This is a genomic window from Pseudomonas morbosilactucae (assembly GCF_023241665.1).
In the GTDB taxonomy this organism is placed as follows: Bacteria; Pseudomonadota; Gammaproteobacteria; order Pseudomonadales; family Pseudomonadaceae; genus Aquipseudomonas; species Aquipseudomonas morbosilactucae.
On sequence record NZ_JALQCX010000054.1, the window covers coordinates 46663 to 66779 of the forward strand.

22 protein-coding genes are annotated in these 20117 nt (G+C 61.6%); 14 read left to right on the top strand and 8 right to left on the bottom strand.

Annotated features, from left to right (window positions below; genetic code table 11):
* Positions 1-28: 28 nt before the first annotated feature.
* The 3 genes from M1B35_RS25765 (at position 29) to M1B35_RS25775 (ending at position 3929) form a co-directional block, all read left to right on the top strand.
* A complete protein-coding gene (locus M1B35_RS25765; protein WP_268263453.1) occupies positions 29-1153 on the top strand; it encodes a polysaccharide deacetylase family protein in 1125 nt (374 codons plus the stop codon).
* Between the two features lie 345 nt (positions 1154-1498).
* Positions 1499-2893: a PhoH family protein gene (locus M1B35_RS25770; protein ID WP_123336951.1), complete on the top strand. Its 1395-nt coding sequence runs from the start codon at positions 1499-1501 to the stop codon at positions 2891-2893.
* Positions 2894-3008: 115 nt separating this feature from the next.
* Positions 3009-3929 carry a LysR family transcriptional regulator gene (locus tag M1B35_RS25775; RefSeq protein WP_268263454.1) on the top strand — a complete coding sequence of 307 codons (921 nt, stop codon included), beginning with the start codon at positions 3009-3011 and terminating at the stop codon, positions 3927-3929.
* Here the strand turns inward: M1B35_RS25775 and M1B35_RS25780 are convergent.
* On the bottom strand, positions 3926-4375 hold the full coding sequence (locus M1B35_RS25780) for a DMT family transporter (protein ID WP_268263455.1): 450 nt from the start codon (positions 4373-4375) through the stop codon (positions 3926-3928). The genes M1B35_RS25775 and M1B35_RS25780 overlap by 4 nt on opposite strands.
* Positions 4376-4539: 164 nt before the next feature.
* Between M1B35_RS25780 and moaC the strand changes: the two genes are divergently transcribed.
* From moaC to M1B35_RS25800, 4 genes are all read left to right on the top strand, one after another.
* Positions 4540-5013 (top strand): cyclic pyranopterin monophosphate synthase MoaC, encoded by a 474-nt coding sequence (gene moaC / locus M1B35_RS25785; protein WP_268263456.1) that lies wholly within the window; start codon positions 4540-4542, stop codon positions 5011-5013.
* The gene (locus M1B35_RS25790) at positions 5010-5252 is read left to right on the top strand and encodes a MoaD/ThiS family protein (RefSeq protein ID WP_268263457.1); all 243 of its coding nucleotides are present in this window, start codon (positions 5010-5012) and stop codon (positions 5250-5252) included. Before moaC ends, M1B35_RS25790 begins: the two co-directional genes overlap by 4 nt.
* A gap of 1 nt (position 5253) precedes the next feature.
* Positions 5254-5706, top strand: coding sequence for a molybdopterin synthase catalytic subunit MoaE (gene moaE / locus M1B35_RS25795; protein WP_123336941.1), 453 nt, complete (start codon positions 5254-5256; stop codon positions 5704-5706).
* 236 nt (positions 5707-5942) lie between these two features.
* On the top strand, positions 5943-6719 hold the full coding sequence (locus M1B35_RS25800) for an ABC transporter substrate-binding protein (protein ID WP_268263458.1): 777 nt from the start codon (positions 5943-5945) through the stop codon (positions 6717-6719).
* Positions 6720-6756: 37 nt separating this feature from the next.
* Here M1B35_RS25800 and M1B35_RS25805 read toward each other — a convergent pair whose 3' ends face one another.
* From M1B35_RS25805 to M1B35_RS25825, 5 genes are all read right to left on the bottom strand, one after another.
* On the bottom strand, positions 6757-7383 hold the full coding sequence (locus tag M1B35_RS25805; protein WP_268263459.1) for a helix-turn-helix transcriptional regulator: 627 nt from the start codon (positions 7381-7383) through the stop codon (positions 6757-6759).
* An 89-nt stretch (positions 7384-7472) separates the two neighbouring features.
* A complete protein-coding gene (locus M1B35_RS25810; RefSeq protein ID WP_268263460.1) occupies positions 7473-8600 on the bottom strand; it encodes an NAD(P)/FAD-dependent oxidoreductase in 1128 nt (375 codons plus the stop codon).
* An 81-nt stretch (positions 8601-8681) separates the two neighbouring features.
* Positions 8682-9641, bottom strand: a complete 960-nt coding sequence (locus M1B35_RS25815) for an ornithine cyclodeaminase family protein (protein ID WP_268263461.1) — start codon at positions 9639-9641, stop codon at positions 8682-8684.
* A gap of 128 nt (positions 9642-9769) precedes the next feature.
* A complete protein-coding gene (gene rhlB / locus M1B35_RS25820) occupies positions 9770-11245 on the bottom strand; it encodes an ATP-dependent RNA helicase RhlB (RefSeq protein ID WP_123336931.1) in 1476 nt (491 codons plus the stop codon).
* A gap of 96 nt (positions 11246-11341) precedes the next feature.
* Positions 11342-11998 carry an alpha/beta hydrolase gene (locus tag M1B35_RS25825; RefSeq protein WP_123336929.1) on the bottom strand — a complete coding sequence of 219 codons (657 nt, stop codon included), beginning with the start codon at positions 11996-11998 and terminating at the stop codon, positions 11342-11344.
* A 465-nt stretch (positions 11999-12463) separates the two neighbouring features.
* Here M1B35_RS25825 and M1B35_RS25830 point away from each other — a divergent pair, with 465 nt between their 5' ends.
* The 4 genes from M1B35_RS25830 to M1B35_RS25845 all read left to right on the top strand — a co-directional run bounded on the left by M1B35_RS25830 (position 12464) and on the right by M1B35_RS25845 (position 16639).
* Positions 12464-13492 carry an amino acid ABC transporter substrate-binding protein gene (locus M1B35_RS25830; RefSeq protein WP_123336927.1) on the top strand — a complete coding sequence of 343 codons (1029 nt, stop codon included), beginning with the start codon at positions 12464-12466 and terminating at the stop codon, positions 13490-13492.
* A gap of 65 nt (positions 13493-13557) precedes the next feature.
* Positions 13558-14739 (top strand): amino acid ABC transporter permease, encoded by a 1182-nt coding sequence (locus tag M1B35_RS25835; protein WP_268263462.1) that lies wholly within the window; start codon positions 13558-13560, stop codon positions 14737-14739.
* Between the two features lie 10 nt (positions 14740-14749).
* Positions 14750-15847 carry an amino acid ABC transporter permease gene (locus M1B35_RS25840; protein WP_268263463.1) on the top strand — a complete coding sequence of 366 codons (1098 nt, stop codon included), beginning with the start codon at positions 14750-14752 and terminating at the stop codon, positions 15845-15847.
* Between the two features lie 27 nt (positions 15848-15874).
* Entirely contained in the window at positions 15875-16639 is a 765-nt protein-coding gene (locus M1B35_RS25845; RefSeq protein WP_123336921.1) for an amino acid ABC transporter ATP-binding protein, read from the top strand.
* A 66-nt stretch (positions 16640-16705) separates the two neighbouring features.
* Here the strand turns inward: M1B35_RS25845 and M1B35_RS25850 are convergent, their stop codons facing one another.
* On the bottom strand, positions 16706-17185 hold the full coding sequence (locus M1B35_RS25850) for a type II toxin-antitoxin system MqsA family antitoxin (protein ID WP_268263464.1): 480 nt from the start codon (positions 17183-17185) through the stop codon (positions 16706-16708).
* A complete protein-coding gene (locus M1B35_RS25855) occupies positions 17182-17493 on the bottom strand; it encodes a type II toxin-antitoxin system MqsR family toxin (RefSeq protein WP_268263465.1) in 312 nt (103 codons plus the stop codon). The genes M1B35_RS25850 and M1B35_RS25855 overlap by 4 nt, the downstream gene beginning before the upstream one ends.
* Before the next feature lie 163 nt (positions 17494-17656).
* On the opposite strand from M1B35_RS25855, the gene M1B35_RS25860 reads away from it, so the two are divergent.
* The 3 genes from M1B35_RS25860 to M1B35_RS25870 all read left to right on the top strand — a co-directional run.
* Positions 17657-18316, top strand: coding sequence for a FadR/GntR family transcriptional regulator (locus tag M1B35_RS25860; protein WP_123336916.1), 660 nt, complete (start codon positions 17657-17659; stop codon positions 18314-18316).
* A complete protein-coding gene (locus M1B35_RS25865; protein ID WP_123336913.1) occupies positions 18306-19619 on the top strand; it encodes a CynX/NimT family MFS transporter in 1314 nt (437 codons plus the stop codon). Before M1B35_RS25860 ends, M1B35_RS25865 begins: the two co-directional genes overlap by 11 nt.
* 99 nt (positions 19620-19718) lie before the next feature.
* On the top strand, positions 19719-20117 hold a 399-nt coding region (locus M1B35_RS25870), incomplete at its 3' end, for a nuclear transport factor 2 family protein (protein ID WP_268263466.1).

A 20117-nucleotide genomic window follows, 5' to 3' on the forward strand; every position in this document is an offset into this window, starting at 1 on the left:
CGCGGGTTTTGTTCTGGAGGCATCCCTTTTGCGTATCGCGTTTATCTTCTCGGCCTGGCTGTTGAGCTTCAGTGCGTTGGCGGCGCCCAATGATGTGGCAACCCTGGATCGCAGCACCTGGCCGGAACAGCTCACCACGCCGACCCTGTTCGACGTTGCTTCGCGGGCCGAGATCCTCACCTTCGCCCGCGCCTTGCTGGTCAGCGAGGCCTGGGACGAAGCGTCGCTGAAGCAGCGCCTGGGTTTGCGGGTGATCAACATGGAGGCCATCGAGGCCTTGCGTGAGCGTCTCTGGCAGCGCTTGTTGAGCAACTACGAACAGGCCCAGCAAAGCTGTGACCAGGACGCCTCGTTCTGCTTTCTGGTGGAAGACATGGCCACCTTGCGCGAGCAGGCCGGCAAGTTTCACCTGGACGACGAGTCCTTCTACATTCGCTGGGCCGAGCCGAGCCGCAATTTCCACGAGCAGTACCTGGACGAATTGATGCGCAAGGCGGCGCTGTTTCCCCAGACCAGCAGCGAAGTGGCGCTCTTCGGCGATCACGAGCGCAATGGCGACGAACTCAACGATCGGTTGTTCCTGCTGACCTTTGACAGCGCCGCCAACCTGGCGCCGGACAACACCCCGTGGCTCACCGAGTACCTGCGCAAGTCCAACCTCAGTGGGGTGTTTTTCGTCCTCGGCAACGATATTCAGAACCGCTTGAACCAGGCCTCGGTGGCCAGCCTGCAATCCCTGTATTCCCGGCAGTGCGTGGGCGTGCAGGGCTGGGAGTATCGCTCCCACAGCCATTGGCAGGATTGGCAGTATTCGGTGCAGCGCAGCGCCGACCTGGTGAAAAGCAAGCTGCCGGAAAACTACGTGCCGCTGTTTCGCCCGCCTTATGGGCAGCGTCGGGGCGATGCCCAGGCGTTCTTCAATGCCCAGGGCATGCAAGTGGCGTTGTGGAACATCGACGCCCAGGACGGCGCCGGCAAGCTCAAGGCTGAAGACAGTGGCCAGCGGGTACTCACGCTGATGCTGTTATGGCGTCACGGGGTGATCAGTTTCAATGCCAAGCAGGACGGCGTGAAGCGCACCTTGCCCTGGTTGCTGACGCAAACCGCGCAAAGCGGGATCGGTTGGGAAGATTGCCAGGATGGGTTTCGGTGAGTCGAAAAGCCCGTAAATACTGGCGATGACCTCAGAAACGGCTGATTTTTGCGAAGAATTCGCTGCAGGCGGACTTCCGACTTTAACGGCGCTGTGGCAGCTCGCCAAGGGCTTTTCGTCACTCTGAAAAATAAACATCAAAAAAGCGTCAAAGTGCTTTTTCCTGTCACGGTTTTTGGAGTATCAAGAAGTCAGACCGCCGAAACCTGCAACACAGGTGGCGTCTCCCAAGACTCCTTTTGTGTGCGGCCTGCCTGAACCCCGGCAATCGATTTCAGGCGGTCAATTCGAGGCGCAGTGCCGTCTGGTGCTGCGTCGACTGGCTCCCACATAAGGTGACCGAGTATGGATGATCACGGACGCAGCCCTTCTTCCAACCAGCCAATCCTTTATGTACTCGATACCAATGTATTGATTCACGATCCAAACGCGTTGCTGAACTTCGAAGAACACCACGTCGCGATCCCGATGATCGTCCTGGAGGAACTCGACAAGCTCAAGAGTGGCCATCACAGCGTTGCCGCGGAGTGCCGCCAGGCCATCCGCCTGATTGACAAGACCCTCGGTGAGGCGTCGCCCGAGGATGTGGAACTGGGCGTGCCGATCCAGCGCGGCAAGAGCGGCCCCAAAGGCCTGTTGTCGATCCTGATGACCAAGCGCGCCGAGCCCAACAGCCTGCTGCCGGAAAACCTCAACGACAACATCATCATCAACCAGTTGATCGACCTGCACGCGCGCGACAAGGCACTGCGTGTGGTGCTGGTGACCAAAGACATCAACATGCGCCTCAAGGCACGCGCCTGCGGGATCGCGGCCGAGGACTACAGCACCGACCAACTGGTCGACGACGTGTCGCTGCTGCCCAATGGTTTTCACAACATGACCGGCTCTTTCTGGGACCGGGTGAGCAAGGTGGAAACCCGTCAGGACCACGGCCGCACCTGGCACCAGGTGCAACTGACGGACAACCTGCCCGCAGTGCACATCAACGAATTCATCATCGATGAACAGGGCTTTGTCGGCTGGATCAAAGAGATCCGCGCCGACGTGCTGCTGATCCTCGACCTGCATCAGGAACCCCTGTTGCACCAGGAAGCCTGGGGCCTGAAACCGCGCGACATTTATCAGGGCCTGGCGCTCTATGCCTTGCTGGACCCGGACATTCACCTGGTCAACCTGTCCGGCGCTGCCGGTTCGGGTAAAACCATCTTGGCCCTGGCGGCTGCCATCGAGCAGACCATGGTCAGCAAGCGCTACCGGCGCATCATCGCCACCCGCAGCGTGCAGGGGCTGGACCAGGAGATCGGCTTCCTGCCGGGCACCGAAGCGGAAAAAATGGAGCCGTGGCTCGGCGCTATCACCGACAACCTCGAAGCCCTGCATATGGATGACGAGAACACCCATGGCAGCGTCGACTACATCCTCAGCAAGGTGCCGTTGCAGTTCAAATCCCTGAACTACATCCGCGGTCGCAGCTTCCAGCAGAGCCTGATCCTGATCGATGAATGCCAGAACCTGACCCCGCACCAGATGAAAACCATCATCACCCGTGCCGGCGCCGGCTCGAAAGTGGTGTGCCTGGGCAACCTGGCGCAGATCGATACCCCTTACCTGTCGGCCACCAGTTCCGGGCTGACCTACCTCACCGAGCGCTTCAAGGACTTCCCCAACGGTGTACACATCACCCTGCAAGGGGTGCCCCGTTCGATCCTGGCGGAATACGCCGAAAGCCACCTGTAACCCCACAACCTTCACCTCTGCGGGCGGCCTTCGGGTCGCCCGTTTTGCGTTTCGGGTAGCGGGCTGGGTTATTCTGCGGGCCCGCCGTTGAGCGTCCCCGTTGGAAAAGAACCGGATGGCCACCGTCTCCCTGCGCAATATCGACCTGAATTTGCTGGTGGTGCTCGATGCCCTGCTGACCGAGAAGCACGTGACCCGCACCGGTGAGCGCCTGCACCTGAGCCAGCCGGCCATCAGCCACTCCCTGGGCAAGTTGCGTGCGTTGCTGGACGACCCGATCCTGATCCGCCAGGGCAGTGAAGTGGTGCTCAGTGTTCAGGCGCAGAACCTCCAGGCGCCGTTGCGGGAGATTCTCAGCCAGATCGAAGGCCTGCTCGGCAAGTCCCTGGATTTCGACCCCGCCAGCTCTCAGCGGGTGTTCCACTTGGCGATGTCCGACTACGGTGCGGCCATTGTGCTGCCCAGGCTGCTGGTGCGCTTGCGCGAGCAGGCGCCCAATACCCGGCTGGTGGTCACCCAGGGCAGCCGCCACGGCATGCTTGAGCAGGTCGCCCAAGGCAAGATCGACCTGGCCCTGGGGGTGTTTCCGAGTGTCGCGGCGCAGATCGTCAGTGAAGTGTTGTTCGAGGAAACCTTTTCCTGCCTGCTGGACCGCAGCACCTTGGCCGACCACGGCGTACTCGACTTGCCGGGCTACCTGGCACGCCCCCATCTGCTGGTATCGATGGACGGCAGCGCCCAGGGTGAAGTGGATACCGCCCTGCGTGGCCTGGGGTTGCAGCGGCATATCGCGGTCAGCGTGCCCCATTGGGGAACCGCACCGGGGATGATCCACGGCACGGACCTGATCCTCACCGTGGCCACCCGGACCCTGGATGAGGTCTTGCTCAATCCACAGTTGATCCAGCTGAGCCCGCCCTTGGCGATTCCGCCTTTTCCCTTTGTGCAGATCTGGCATCAACGCTTTGACGATGACCCGGCCCATGCCTGGCTGCGCGAGCAAGTGCGGCAGGTGATTGCCCAGGACCCCGCTTAAGCCCGGGTAGTGATGAGAAAACCGACGATCACGATCGCCACCCCCACGAGTTTCTTCAGGCTGACCTCACGCTGGGGCAGGCCCACCAGACCGAAGCGATCGATGATCAGGGAGATCGCCAGTTGGCCGACGATCACCGCCATGATGAAGTTCAGGGCCCCCAGGCGCGGGGCGATGAGCAGCGCGGTAGTGATGTAGAAGACCCCGGCGATGCCGCCCATCCAGATCCACCAGGGGCCGTTTTGCAGGGCGGCGACCAGGTTGGGGCGCGGCACCTTGATAAAGATCAGGATCAGCGCCAGGGCCAGCAGGCTGATCAGCAGCGAGACCCCGGTGGCCCAGAGCGGGTGGCCGAGTAACTGGCCCAGCCGGGCATTGGTACCGGCTTGCAGGGGCACGGCAAACCCGGCCAGCAAGCTGAGAAGTATCGGGATAAACAGCGTCATAAGGGCTTCTCCTGTAGGGCGTTGTTTTGTACGTGGCGGCGCGCGTGGCGGCCAATTCGTTGTTCTGATGCGCGGTATTCGCCGGGCTGATCGGCCCGTCAATCAACAGTGCGAGAAATTGACCCGCAGGTTTACAATCCGGGTTCCTGATCAGGAGTAACCCCGTGCTGACCCATCTCGATTCCCAAGGCCGCGCCAATATGGTCGACGTCACCGATAAAGCCGTGACGTTCCGTGAGGCGGTGGCTGAAGCCCGGGTGCGTATGCGCCCCGAAACCCTGCAAATGATCGTCAGTGGCGGCCACCCGAAAGGCGATGTGTTCGCCGTGGCGCGGATTGCCGGGATCCAGGCAGCGAAGAAAACCAGCGACCTGATTCCGTTGTGCCATCCGTTGATGCTCACCAGCGTCAAGGTCGAGTTGAGCGCCGAAGGGGCGGACGCGGTGCGCATTCAGGCACGCTGCAAGCTGTCCGGGCAGACCGGGGTAGAGATGGAGGCCTTGACCGCCGCCAGCGTCGCCGCGCTGACGATTTATGACATGTGCAAGGCGGTAGACCGGGGCATGACCATCGAAAGCGTGCGCCTGCTGGAGAAGCTCGGCGGCAAGAGCGGCCATTACCAGGCAGGTGAGGTATGAAGATCAACGTCAAGTACTTCGCCCGTTACCGTGAAACGCTGGGCACCGACGGGCTGCAAGTGGAAGGGGAGTTCGCCAGCGTCGAGGCGCTGCGTGCGCATCTGGTCCAGGCACACGGGGCCCAGGTGCTCAATGAGCAGAACCTGATGTGTGCCCGCAACGAAGACCTCTGCCCATTGGACGAGCCCTTGGCGGACGGCGACGAAGTGGCGTTTTTCCCCACTGTGACCGGGGGCTGAGATGGCGATTCGGGTGCAGGCCGGAGCCTTTGATCCTGGCGCGGAAGTCAACGCCATGCACGCCGCCGATGTGGGCGTGGGGGCGGTGGTGAGCTTTGTCGGCTATGTGCGCGACTTCAATGACGGGCGCGACGTGGCGGGCATGTTTCTCGAGCATTACCCGGGCATGACCGAAAAGGCCTTGGGCAAGATCGCCGACGAGGCGCAGCAACGCTGGCCGCTGCTCAAGCTCGAAGTGTTGCACCGCGTCGGGGCATTGGAGCCGGGCGAACCCATTGTGTTTGTTGGCGCCGCCAGCGCCCACCGCCAGGCGGCCTTCGATGCTTGCGCCTTTGTCATGGACTACCTGAAGACCCGCGCTCCTTTCTGGAAAAAAGAGCAGACCAGCGACGGCCCGCGCTGGGTGGAAGGGCGCGACAGCGATCACGCGGCCGCCGACCGCTGGAAAGCCTGAGCTCGCCCCTGAGCCACCGCTAATCGCCGGCATTCCGGCGATTACGCTTCCTGCGCCTTCTTTTACTTTCCTCACGTACGCAATCCCTGTGCGCAAGCCTTAGCGCGAATCCAGTGTGCGTGTCGCATTGACGTAAAATACACAAAAGTCCAATATGGAATTACAAGTACAAAATATGGCTGTGCGTTTACTTTTTCTTCTGTCTTGCCAAACCAACAACTCCAGCGAGAAACCCCATGAAGAAGCTTCCCCTGATCACTGGCCTGGCCTTCAGCTTGTTGGCCTGCAGCAGCGTGTTCGCCGCTGAGAAAACCCTGCGCATCGGCATTGAAGCCGCCTACCCACCGTTTGCGTTCAAGACGTCCGAGGGCAAGATCAGCGGCTTTGACTACGACATCGGCAATGCCTTGTGCGCGCAGATGCAGGTCAAGTGCGAGTGGATCGAAGGCGAGTTCGACGGGCTGATTCCGTCGTTGAAGGTGAAAAAAATCGATGCCGCGCTGTCGTCGATGACCATCACCGAAGAGCGCAAGAAATCCGTGGATTTCACTCACAAGTACTACTTCACCTCGTCGCGCCTGGTGATGAAGCAGGGCGCGGTGGTGGATGACCAGTACGCCAGCCTCAAGGGCAAGACCATTGGTGTACAACGCGCCACCACCACCGACCGTTATGCCACTGAAGTCCTCGAGCCCAAGGGCATCAAGGTGGTGCGCTACAGCAACAACGAAGAGATTTACATGGACCTGGCGTCCGCGCGCCTGGACGCGATCTTTGCCGACACCATTCCGCTGGAGGACTTTCTATCCATGCCACGCGGAGCGGGTTATGCCTTTGTCGGGCCAGAGTTGAAAGATCCGAAATACGTCGGCGAAGGCGCTGGGATTGCCGTGCGCAAAGGCAACAAGGAACTGTTGGGGGCGCTGAACCAGGCCATCGACGGGATTCGCGCCAATGGCGAATACCAGAAAATCCAGGCCAAGTACTTCAAGTCGGACATTTACGGCGACTGATCCCAGCGCCTGTCGGCGATCCTCTACAGAGGCGGGCTCAGCTCTTGAGTTCCTTGAGGTGCTTGTACACCGTCGCCCGCCCCATGTTCAGCACGTTGGCCACATAGTTGGAGGCGCTTTTGCCCTTGAAGGCGCCTTCGGCATGCAGGGCCAGCACCAGCTCGCGCTTGTGGTCGCGGTTCAGCAGGTTCAGGCCTAGCTGGCGCTCGCGCAGCCAGTTGTGCAGGAAGATGTTGATTCGCTCTTGCCAGTCATCGCGGAATAAAGAATCCGGCTGCGGGATCAGTTTGCTCGGGGACAGAAACAGGTCCAGGGCGGCCTTGGCGTTCTCGAACAGGGAAATATTCAGGTTGATGCACAGCACCGCCAGCGGTTGGCCTTGGCTGTCGCGCAGCACGCTGCTCAGGCTGCGAATTTTCTGACCATCCCAGTTGAGCTTTTCGTAAGGCCCGATATTACGTTCGCTGACGTCCTCGCTCAGCATGTCTTCCAGCGCTGCGTCGTCGCCCACTTCTCGTTTGGAAATGTTGTTGGCGATGTAGTCGATCTTCTGCGTGCGCAGGTCGTGGATCACCACTTCGGCATGGGGGAAGAACAGGGTGGCAATGGCGTCGGCGATGGCGCGGAAATTGTCCAGGGCCGGGTCCTGTGTGGGGGATGTCATGGTGAAAGCTCCAAGCGGCGTCAGCGCCCTGTCAGGCAGGGCGCTGGGAGTGTGCCGCAATCGCGTGGGCGCGTCACCTGAGGCGCGGTTCAGCCCAGGCGTGCAGGGGAGAGCATGGCGGCATTGAGGCCGAAGCGGGTCAGGGCTTCAGGCAGGGCTTCGCCACGCACCAGGGCGGCGCTGGCCTGGCCCATGGCCGGGGAGGTCTGGATGCCATAGCCGCCTTGCGCCGCGACCCAGAACAGGCCGGGCACCAACGGGTCGAAGCCGGACAGCAAGTCGCCATCACTGACAAAGCTGCGCAGGCCGGCCCACGTGCGGGTCGGGCGGCGGATGGTCAGGGTGGTGGCTTCCTCGATCTGGTAGATGCCCATGGCGATGTCCAGTTCTTCGGGCTGCACATCGTGGGGTTCGACCGGGTCGGCGTTGGCCGGTGAGCCGAGGAACATGCCGGCGTCAGGCTTCATATAGAAGGATTCGTCGAGGCTCACCAGCATCGGCCAGTGGTGAATGTCCAGGCCTTCGGGGCCCGGGAAGATAAACGCCGCGCGGCGCTTGGGTTGCAGGCCCAGCGACCGGGCACCGGCGAGGACACCGACCTGGTCGGCCCAGGCGCCGGCGGCGTTGATCAGGATGGGCGCGCTGAAGTGCGCGCCTTGGGTGCTCACGTGCCACTGGCCTTTGGCGTCGCGCTGCAGGCCCTGGACTTCACAGTCGGTGTGCACCTGGCCCTGATTGCGGCGAATGCCCCGCAGGTAGCCCTGGTGCAGGGCATCGGTGTCGATGTCGCTGGCACTGGGGTCGTAGAGCGCGCCGTGGACTTTGTCGCGGCGCAGGATCGGCAGGCGTGCGCAGGCCTCGTCGGCACTGAGCAACTGCATCTCCGGGACCGAGGACTTGGCGCTCAGGTATTGCCGGTTGAGTTCGTCCGGGTCGCCGGTGAAGTCCACGGTCATCTCGCCCCGTGGGGTCAGTAACGGGTGCTCGCAGAAGCCCTCGGGCGGGGCGTCGAAGAAGTCGCGGCTGGCCAGGGTCAGGGCGCGTACCTGGGCGGTGCCGTAGGCGGCGGTGTACAGCGCGGCGGAACGACCGGTGGAGTGATAGGCCGGGTGGGATTCACGCTCCAGCACGATGACCCGGCCGTGGCGCGACAGCCAGTAACCGGTGGAGGCCCCGGCAATACCGCCGCCAATGATGATGAAGTCTGCCTGGGTCATTCGAGTCTCCGAAACAAGGGGTGGTGCCGCGACGCGGGGGGCTCGGCGCTCGGTGGCCATGAGCGCCGTTCACAGGGCTGCTTATAAGGTGGTGTGCTGTTGCAGACGGTAGAGGGCGTTGGCCAGGGCGATGTCTTCCAGGCCCAGGCCGATGGAGCGGAAGAACACATGACGCTGAGGGTCTGCTGTCGGCGTCTGGCCGCTGAGCAGCTCCGGCAGGTCGCCAATGATCGCCTGTGGGTTCCAGCCATGTTGTTCGCCGGCAATCAGCATCTCCCCGGCCGAGCCAGGGGTCGTGCGGCGGTAATCACAGTACACCTGTAGGGTCGCCAGGGATTGCGGCGGCACTTCATGGGCGCGTGGCGCATTGGTGCTGATGGAGGTGATCAGCGCCGGCTTGGCCAGCTCTCGCGGGTCCAGCACCGGGCCGGCGGAAGAGGTGCAGAGCATGATCACATCTGCGTCCTGCACAGCCTCGTTGCGGCTGTCGGCCAGGCTCAGGCGTGGGTCCAGGGCGCTGAGACTGGCGCGCTCCTCGGCGGTTTTGACGGCCAGGCTCGGGGAGTACAGGCGGATGCTCTGCCACGGCCGCAGGCCTTTGACGTAATGCAGGTGCGCCAGGGCCACCGGGCCGCTGCCGATGATGCACAGGTGCCGGGCGTCTTGCCTGGCCAGGGCGTCGACCGCCACCGCCGTGGTCGCGGCGGTGCGGGCCGTGGTCAGTTCGCCGGCATCGCAGAGCAGCAGAGGCTGGCCGCTGTCCATGGACATCAGCAGGGTCCAGGCGGTGACCAGTGGCCCCTCGTTGCGCACGATATAGGGCGAGGTCTTGACCCCGTAGACCCGATCCTCGGCCAGCACCCCCAGGTAATTGATGAAGTCGCCGCCGCCTTGGGGAAACTCAACCAGTTGCTGGGCCGGTTGCACCGCCAGCCCGGCCGCCAGGTCGCGGAATAGCTTGCGCAGGATCTGCGGCACGTCGATGCGCGCCAGAAGCGCCTGGGCTTGAGGCTGGGCAATCACATAAGGCGTGCTGGACATGCGGCGTTCCCTTGAAGTTGTGAGTAAACTAATTTTTCCATTATGGACTTTTAGATATCTATCGCAATCTCCAGGCGAAAAAAAACGCAGCCGGCGAGGGCTGCGTTTTTTGTCGGGCGCGTTGGCCGTTACGGGCGTTTGCGCTCTACGGGGCGCAGCAGCACAGTGGGCGGCGTCTCGCAGCTGATCTTGCGACCCAACAGGGCTTCGATGGACGGCAACTGGTAGGAGTCGTCTTCACCGGCAAAACTGATGGACACGCCTTCAGCCCCGGCACGACCGGTACGGCCGATACGGTGTACGTAATCGTCCGGCACTTCAGGCAGGGTGAAGTTGATCACGTGGCTGATGCCGTCGATGTGGATGCCACGGCCTGCCACATCAGTGGCCACCAGCACGCGGATCTTGCCTTCGCGGAAGCCTTCCAGGGTCTTGATGCGCTTGTGCTGCGGCACGTCGCCGGACAACTGGGCAGCGTTCACGCCATCGCGTACCAGGCGTTCTTCGATGCGCCGCACTTCGTCCTTGCGGTTGGCGAAGACCATGACCCGTTCCCAGCCGTTGTCGGTGACCAGGTTGTACAGCAGCTTGTATTTGTCGGCGCCGGCCACAGCATAAATATGCTGCTCGACGTTTTCGCTGGCGACGTTCTCGGACTCGATTTCGACGATGGACGGGTCGGTGGTCCATTGCTTGGCCAGGTTCATCACGTCTTCGGTGAAGGTGGCGGAGAACAGCAGGGTCTGACGTTCGCTCTTGGGCGGCGTCTGGCGAATGATCTGACGCACTTGCGGGATAAAGCCCATGTCGAGCATGCGGTCGGCTTCGTCGAGCACCATCACTTCAACCATGTCCAGGTGCACGTCGCCGCGCTGGTTGAAGTCCAGCAGGCGGCCCGGAGTGGCAACCAGGATGTCGCAGTGGCGCGCTTCGAGGTGCTTGAGTTGTTTATCGAAGTCCATGCCGCCGACGAAGGTCATCACGTTGAGGCCGGTGTATTTGGTCAGGGCCTCGGCGTCCTTGGCGATCTGCACCACCAGTTCCCGGGTCGGCGCGATGATCAGCGCGCGGGGCTCGCCCATGTAGCGTTCTTTGGGCGGCGGGGTTTGCAGCAGCTGGGTGATGATCGAGATCAGGAACGCGGCGGTCTTGCCGGTGCCAGTCTGGGCGCGGCCGATGGCGTCTTTGCCCGCCAGGGTAAAGCCCAGTACCTGGGCCTGGATCGGCGTGCAGTACGGGAAGCCCAGGTCCTGGATCGCGTGCATCAGTTCCGGCGCGAGCTTGAAGTCGTGGAAACGGGTTTTGCCTTCCTGGGGTTCGACCGCGAAGTCTTCGAGCTTCCAGGGGATGACCACCGGCTTGGGCGCACGTTCGCGACGTGGCTGCTCAGGCTTGGGCTTTTCACTGCGCGCTTGGGCCGCGGCGGGCGAGGGGGTCGATGGGTGCACCGGCTCTTGTTGGGCTGCGGTAGCAGGCACGTCCTGACCCGGCTGAGGGCCGTCGGTGCGGCTGCTGGGGCTGTGGGAAGAGGTGCTGGTGCTTGGCGCGAGCTGCTCAGCCTCGCTTTTACCGAAGATTTTCTTGAGTGCTTTGAGCACGGTCATCTCATCAATTGGTTAAGGAATGTACGCCGGGCAGTGTAATGCAAGAATCGGGCGCGGCGTAGTGTGTTGGACGCGGGACGCTGGCAAGTTGCGCTTTTAGCGCAAACGCTCGCTCAGCCAGGCACTGATGTCGCGGATTTCTTCGGGTAACACCTCGTGGCCCATTGGGTATTCCTGCCATGTCACGGTGACACCATGCTGCTTCAAGTACTCATACGCGGTGCGTCCCATGGCGTTCTGCACCACCTCGTCGTACTGGCCGTGCAGGCTCAACACCGGAATCCGCTGTTGGCTGGCCGAAAGTTGCAGTTCGTCACTGAAGGTCGGTGCGTAAGTGGACAGGGCAAGTACGCCACCCAACGGGCCTTGCCATTGCAGGAAGGCGGTGTGCAGGACCACCGCGCCACCCTGGGAAAAACCGGCGAGGAAAATGCGCGAGGCGTCTATTCCGCTGGCGCGTTGTTCTTCGATCAATCTGACCAGGCCTTCAGCCGATTCATCAAGCTGCTCGCGATTGATCGCGCGAGCCGGGCTCATGGCCAAAATGTCGTACCAGCTGGGCATGGCATATCCGCCATTCACCGTGACCGCGCGAGTCGGCGCCTGGGGCAGCACGAAGCGGGTGCTGAGCAAACTTTCCTGCAGCGCCTCGGCCACCGGAAGGAAGTCGTATTTGTCGGCTCCCAGGCCGTGCAGCCAGATCACACAGGCGTCTGCGGGCTTGCTGGGCTGAAGAATCAAGGGCTCGGTCATGGTCGCTCCATTTGTGTGCGTGCGCGCCTATTGAGTGCGTGATTAAAGGGCGCGCCTGTTTGATCAGTGAAGAAGATGTCGCACGGTTGAAAGTTTTGCTATTGACCGTTGGCTGAAACGCTTTAGCGACAACTGTGGTACGGGCTTTGCTATGGGAAAACCGAAGTGATTGCACTTCCCCACGGCGGTAACACTATCAGGCTACCGCTGGCTGTGGGATAGCAAGAATCTGGTGATGGACGTTCGCCAATGGCCGCTACGGGCTTTGCGAACATGAAAGGGCTACAGCCCGTTCGGCCAATTGGTGAGATGTAGGTAGGCCATTACGTGGATTTCTCCTACTAGACTCATAGCGAAGGTCTTACGCCGCTTGACCCTAAAAAAAGCCAACGAGGGTCAACAGCGCCTCATAAGGGTGCGGCAGGACTCAAGCTCCGACACAACAAGAGCAAACTGGAGGTTTGAATGAAGATGTTGAAATCCACCCTGGCAGTCGTGACGGCAGCCGCGGTACTCGGTATGAGCGGCTTCGCACAGGCGGGTGCGACCCTGGATGCAGTGCAGAAGAAAGGCTTTGTGCAATGTGGCGTGAGCGACGGTCTGCCGGGCTTCTCGGTACCGGACGCCTCGGGCAAGATTCTCGGCATCGACGCCGACGTCTGCCGCGCTGTGGCCGCCGCTGTTTTCGGTGATGCGACCAAGGTCAAGTTCAGCCAGTTGAACGCCAAAGAGCGTTTCACCGCGCTGCAGTCGGGCGAAGTCGACGTGCTGTCGCGTAACACCACCTGGACCAGCTCCCGTGATTCGGGCATGGGCCTGGTGTTTGCCGGTGTGACTTACTACGACGGCATCGGCTTCCTGGTGAACAATAAGCTGGGCGTCAAAAGTGCCAAAGAGCTGGACGGCGCGACCATCTGCATTCAAGCCGGCACCACCACTGAGCTGAACGTTTCCGACTACTTCCGTGGCAACGGTCTGAAATACACCCCGATCACCTTCGACACCTCCGATGAAAGCGCCAAGTCGCTGGAATCCGGTCGTTGCGACGTGCTGACCTCCGACAAATCCCAGCTCTACGCACAACGCAGCAAGCTGGCGACTCCGACTGACTACGTGGTACTGCCGGAAACCATCTCCAAGGAGCCTCTGGGCCCAGTGGTGCGTAAAGGCGACGAAGAGTGGTTCAGCATCGTCAAGTGGACCCTGTTCGCCATGCTCAACGCTGAAGAAGCGGGCGTGACCTCGAAGAACGTTGAAGCTGAAGCCAAGTCCACCAAGAACCCTGACGTTGCTCGTCTGCTGGGTGCTGACGGTGAATACGGCAAGGATCTGAAACTGCCGAAGGACTGGGTCGTACAGATCGTCAAGCAAGTGGGTAACTACGGTGAAGTGTTCGAGAAGAACCTCGGCAAGAGCACTCCACTGGCCATCGACCGCGGCCTGAATGCGCTGTGGAACAACGGCGGCATTCAATACGCACCACCTGTGCGCTGATGGTCCTATCACCCGGCGGGCCAACCGCCGGGTGATGTTCTGTTCCATTATTCCTGGGGCACTTCATGCAAAATTCTATCGGCGCACCAAAGCAGAGGCTCAGTCTCAGCGATCCACGAGTGCGTGCCTGGTTATTCCAGATCATCACCATCGTGGCGGTGATCTCGCTGGGCTGGTTTCTGTTCAACAACACTCAAACCAACCTCCAGCACCGGGGTATCACCTCGGGTTTCGATTTTCTTGAGCGCAGCGCCGGCTTCGGCATCGCTCAACACCTGATTGCCTACACCGAAGCGGACAGCTACGCGCGGGTGTTTGTGATCGGGCTGCTCAACACCTTGCTGGTGACCGTTATCGGCGTGATTCTGGCGACCATTCTGGGGTTCATCATCGGTGTGGCGCGGCTGTCGCAGAACTGGATCATCAGCAAGCTGGCCACGGTGTATGTGGAAGTCTTCCGCAATATCCCGCCGCTGCTGCAGATTCTGTTCTGGTACTTCGCGGTGTTCCTGACCATGCCGGGGCCGCGCAACAGCCATAACTTCGGCGACACCTTCTTTGTCAGCAGCCGTGGCTTGAATATGCCGGCCGCCCAGGCGGCTGAAGGCTTCTGGCCATTTGTGGTGAGCATCGTGTTGGCGATTGTCGCCATCGTCCTGATGTGTCGCTGGGCCAACAAGCGTTTTGAAGCCACCGGCGTGCCGTTTCACAAGTTCTGGACCGGCCTGGCGCTGTTCCTGGTGATTCCGGCGCTGTGTGCCCTGATCTTCGGTGCCCCGCTGCACTGGGAACTGCCGAAACTGGCCGGCTTCAACTTTGTCGGCGGCTGGGTGCTGATCCCTGAACTGCTGGCCCTGACCCTGGCCCTGACCGTCTACACCGCGGCGTTTATCGCCGAGATCGTGCGTTCCGGGATCAAGTCGGTGAGCCATGGCCAGACCGAGGCCGCCCGCTCCCTGGGGCTGCGCAACGGCCCGACCCTGCGCAAGGTGATCATTCCTCAGGCGCTGCGGGTGATCATTCCGCCCCTGACCAGCCAATACCTGAACCTGGCGAAGAACTCCTCGCTGGCGGCCGGTATCGGTTACCCGGAAATGGTTTCGCTGTTTGCCGGCACGGTACTCAACCAGACCGGTCAAGCCATCGAAGTCATTGCCATCACCATGAGCGTGTACCTGGCGATCAGTATCAGCATTTCCCTGCTGATGAACTGGTACAACAAGCGCATTGCGCTGATCGAGCGGTGAGGAAGCGCCCATGACGACTCATACTTTCAAACCCGACATGCCCCCACCGAGCCGCAGTATCGGCGTGGTGGCGTGGATGCGCACCAACATGTTCTCCAGCTGGATCAACACCCTGCTGACCCTGTTCGCGTTCTACCTGATTTACCTGGTGATCCCGCCGATCCTGCAGTGGGCGATCATCGATGCCAACTGGGTCGGCACCACCCGCGCCGACTGCACCAAGGAGGGCGCCTGCTGGGTGTTCATCCAGCAGCGCTTCGGCCAGTTCATGTATGGCTACTACCCGGCGGACATGCGCTGGCGCGTGGACCTGACCGTGTGGCTGGCGGTGGTTGGCGTGGCGCCGTTGTTCATCTCGCGCTTCCCGCGTAAAGCGGTGTACGGGCTGAGCTTCCTGGTGCTGTACCCGATCATTTCCTGGTGCCTGCTGCACGGCGGCGTGTTCGGCCTGAGCGCCGTGGCGACCAGCCAATGGGGCGGCCTGATGCTGACCCTGGTGATCGCCACTGTGGGCATCGCCGGTGCCTTGCCGCTGGGGATCGTACTGGCCCTGGGACGACGTTCGAATATGCCGGCGATTCGAGTGGTCTGCGTGACCTTCATCGAGTTCTGGCGCGGCGTACCGCTGATTACAGTGCTGTTCATGTCCTCGGTGATGCTGCCGTTGTTCCTGCCCGAAGGCATGAACTTCGACAAGCTGTTGCGGGCCCTGATCGGGGTGATCCTGTTCCAGTCGGCCTACGTGGCTGAAGTGGTGCGGGGCGGCCTGCAAGCCATCCCCAAAGGCCAGTACGAAGCCGCTGCGGCCATGGGCCTGGGCTACTGGCGCAGCATGGGCCTGGTGATTCTGCCGCAGGCCCTGAAGCTGGTGATCCCGGGGATCGTCAACACCTTTATCGCTCTGTTCAAGGACACCAGCCTGGTGATCATCATCGGCCTGTTCGACCTGCTCAACAGCGTCAAGCAAGCCGCCGCCGACCCTAAGTGGCTGGGCATGGCCACCGAAGGCTACGTCTTCGCTGCCTTGGTGTTCTGGATTTTCTGTTTTGGTATGTCCCGCTACTCCATGCATCTGGAGCGTAAGTTGGACACAGGCCACAAGCGCTGAGCCGCTGCCTAATTTAGGAGTTTTGTGATGAGTGAAGCGAACAAAAAGCCTGTGGGCTCTGAAGGCATTATTCAGATGCAGGGCGTGAACAAGTGGTACGGCCAGTTCCACGTGTTGAAAGACATCAACCTCAACGTCACCCAGGGCGAGCGTATCGTCCTGTGCGGGCCGTCGGGTTCCGGTAAATCCACCACCATCCGCTGCCTCAACCGCCTGGAAGAACACCAGCAGGGCCGGATCGTGGTGGACGGTGTGGAGCTGACCAACGACCTCAAGCAGATCGAAGCGATACGCCGTGAAGTCGGCATGGTGTTCCAGCACTTCAACCTGTTCCCGCACCTGACCATTCTGCAGAACTGCACCCTGGCGCCGATGTGGGTACGCAAGATGCCCAAGCGCCAGGCTGAGGAAATTGCCATGCACTACCTGGAGCGCGTGCGCATCCCGGAGCAGGCCAACAAGTTCCCGGGCCAGCTTTCCGGTGGCCAGCAGCAGCGTGTGGCGATCGCCCGTGCCTTGTGCATGAAGCCGAAAATCATGCTCTTCGACGAACCGACTTCGGCGCTCGACCCGGAGATGGTGAAAGAGGTGCTGGACACCATGATCGGCTTGGCTGAAGACGGCATGACCATGTTGTGTGTCACCCACGAAATGGGTTTTGCGCGCACCGTGGCCAACCGCGTGATCTTCATGGACAAGGGCGAGATCGTCGAACAGGCCGCGCCGAACGACTTCTTCGACAACCCACAGAACGAACGCACCAAGCTGTTCCTCAGCCAGATCCTGCATTGATCCTGATGCCGGCTTTGCACTGACGATAAACCCGGACTGGTTCCGGGTTTATTTTTGCCTGGGGTTTCAGTTGCCCGCGGCCCGCAGGGGCGTTGGGGGCTCCGCGCGCGTGGCGGGCGCTGATGGGGCTTCGCTGAGTGCACGCACGTCTTGCATCAGGTGCGGGTGACGATCCAGCAGGCGCATCAGCATGTACAGCGGTTGGGGCACGCTGACGTCAGCGCGCTCATAGCGCGAGAAGGCGTTGTGCCCGCCGCCGGAAAGCAACCGGACCGCCTCTTTCTGGGAGAGGTGCAGTTTGCGGCGGATGCGCTTTATGTCGGTGGCGATGTGCTGGCGGACGTCGATCAGCAACTGGTCACCGGCATCGGCGTAGCGTTCGGCGCTGTCGCCATCGAGCTCCATTTCGCCGCAAACCTGGCATGCCCAGCCGGTCAGCTTGGGCACCAGGCGAGTCACGTGCTTGAAGTCGATGCTGAGGTCGCGGTCGACGAACGGCAGCATGCCTTCCGGAGCGCCACAGCTCATGCATTGTTGGATGTTCACTGGGTTTTCTCCTTGAAGGAAATCACGGGGGCGCCAGCGCCGGGGCGGTAAGTCACGTTGATGTAGACCGCCCGGCCGAGTGTTTCGACGTGATAGACGTCTTGCCAGACTCGAGGGTCGGCGTAGGTGGTCATTGATTTGTAAAACATGTGCCTGTGCAGATTGTCGATGATGCGCAACAGTTGCTTGAGGCTCAGATCCAGTCGCCGCCCTCCATCCATGGCGCTGACGGTGAAGGCTTTTGCACCGAGCCGAATGACCTCTGCCTTGACGACCGATAGGGCGTGGTGCGGTGTGGTCTTTTCCATAAGACACCTTCTGGTGGAATTGAAAATACCCTTAAAGGGTTTTTTATCAACGGCTATTAGTCGCCGTGGATCGCCCCTCCAGCCTAAATCGTTGATCTCTCAGAAGGGGCTGAATACCATGTCGGCCAATTCATCCGATGATGGGATGAAAAGGCGAAATCACATGACAGAAGCTTCTCCACTGATTAAGCGCTCCCTGGTCGATCAGGCCTTGGAGCAGTTGCGCCTGCGCATCAATAACGGCACCTGGCAGGTCGGGCAGCGGCTGCCCACCGAGCCGGAACTGGCGGCGGAACTGGGCATCAGCCGTAATACCGTGCGTGAAGCCATGCGCGTGCTGGCGTTTTCCGGGCTGATCGAGATTCGCCAGGGCGACGGCAGTTACCTGCGTGGGGTGGCCGATCCGCTGGACATGCTCCAGGCCCTGTCCCAGTGCTCCCTGGAGCAGGCCCGGGAAACCCGCCACATCCTTGAAGTGGAGGCCGTGGGCCTGGCGGCAGAGCGCCGTACCGATGAAGACCTGCTGGCCTTGCGTGTCGCGCTGGCGACCAGCAGTGAGCATTTTCACGGGGACCTGGAGCGCTACATCGCGTGCGACCTGCTGTTTCACCAGCGCTTGGTGGATGCCGCCCACAACCCGACCCTGAGCCAGTTGTATCGCTACTTTTCCAGTGTGGTCGGGGCGCAATTGCGCCAGACCCTGCACGTCACCCCGCGCCGGCAGGCCGTGTTCGACCTGCACCGACACATGCTCGATGCCGTTGAGCAGCAGGACCCGGAGCGGGCCAAGCAGCTGTCCCGGCAACTGATCAATGAACCCTGAACCCGAGAAGCCCATGCCCAATCACCCGGCCACTGACCCGTCCGCCCCTGTGCGTCGCACGCCTGAGCTCGACGCGTTGTTGATCGACGCCGAGGCTGACGACGAGCAAACCCAGCAAACCCCACCGCCCATCAGCCGTCGCTGGCTGTTGCTGCTGGGCCTGATCCTGGTGGCTTTGAACCTGCGTCCGGCGCTTTCGAGCCTGTCACCGTTACTTGGCGACGTGTCCCAGAGCCTCGGGCTGTCGGCGGCCAAGGCCGGCCTGCTGACCACGTTGCCGGTGTTGTGCCTGGGCTTGTTCGCACCGCTGGCGCCCATACTGGCTCGGCGTTTTGGCGCCGAACGGGTGGTCCTGGGGATTTTGCTGACCCTGGCCGCGGGGATTGTCTTGCGCAGTTCCCTGGGCGAGTTCGGAGTCTTTGCCGGCAGCCTCTTGGGGGGCGCCAGCATCGGCGTGATCGGCGTGTTGCTGCCGGGGATCGTCAAGCGCGACTTTGCCAAGCAAGCCGGCACCATGACCGGCGTCTACACCATGGCCCTGTGCCTGGGGGCGGCCATGGCGGCCGGGGCGAGCGTGCCCCTGAGTCATTACTTCGGTGATAGCTGGGCCATGGGCCTGGGCTTCTGGGTGCTGCCGGCGTTGCTGGCGGCGCTGTTCTGGTTGCCCCAGGTCGGGCACAAACAGGGGGCCCACCACGCGGCCTATCGAGTGCGTGGTTTGCTGCGTGATCCCCTGGCTTGGCAAGTGACCTTGTACATGGGCACGCAGTCGTCCCTGGCGTACATCGTCTTTGGCTGGTTGCCGTCGATCCTGATCGGTCGCGGCCTGAGCCCGACCGAGGCCGGGCTGGTGCTTTCGGGCTCGGTGATCGTGCAACTGATCAGTTCCCTGAGTGCGCCCTGGCTGGCCACCCGCGGCAAGGATCAACGGCTGGCGATTGTGCTGGTGATGCTGATGACCTTGGGCGGGCTGTTCGGCTGCCTGTATGCGCCGTTGGAAGGGCTGTGGGGCTGGGCGATTCTGCTGGGCCTGGGTCAGGGTGGCACCTTCAGCCTGGCCTTGACCCTGATCGTGCTGCGCTCGCGGGATACCCATGTGGCGGCCAACCTGTCGGGCATGGCCCAGGGCTTCGGCTACACCCTGGCGTCCATGGGGCCTTTCGCGGTGGGCCTGGTGCATGATTGGACCGGGGGCTGGAACGCGGTTGGCTGGATTTTCGCGGTGTTGGGCGTGGGGGCAATCGTCGCTGGGCTCGGTGCCGGGCGCAGCCTCTACGTGCAGGTGCAAAGCGAAAAAATCTGAGGCGGCGCACTGTCGGTATTTGCGCCGCAAATGCCGATAGTGTTGCGGCGCTTTGCAGATTATCGTGCAGGCACCTTTTCGATGTTTCGGAGCCTGTCCATGAGTGATGCCCACAGCGCATTGATCACTGAGTTCTACCAAGCGTTCCAGCGGCTGGATGCCGAGGCCATGAGTGCCTGCTACACCGAGGATGTGTTGTTCAGTGATCCGGTGTTCGGTGAGTTGCGTGGCCGTGATGCTGGCGATATGTGGCGCATGCTGACGACCCGGGCCAAGGACTTTTCCCTGACCTTCGACAACGTGCGTGCCGATGAACGCACCGGCGGTGCCCACTGGGTGGCGACCTACCTGTTCAGTCAGACCGGCAACACCGTGGTCAACGATATCCAGGCGCGTTTCGTGTTCCGTGACGGCAAGATCTGCGAGCACCATGACCACTTCGACTTGTGGCGCTGGGCCCGTCAGGCTCTGGGCACCAAGGGCTTGTTGCTGGGTTGG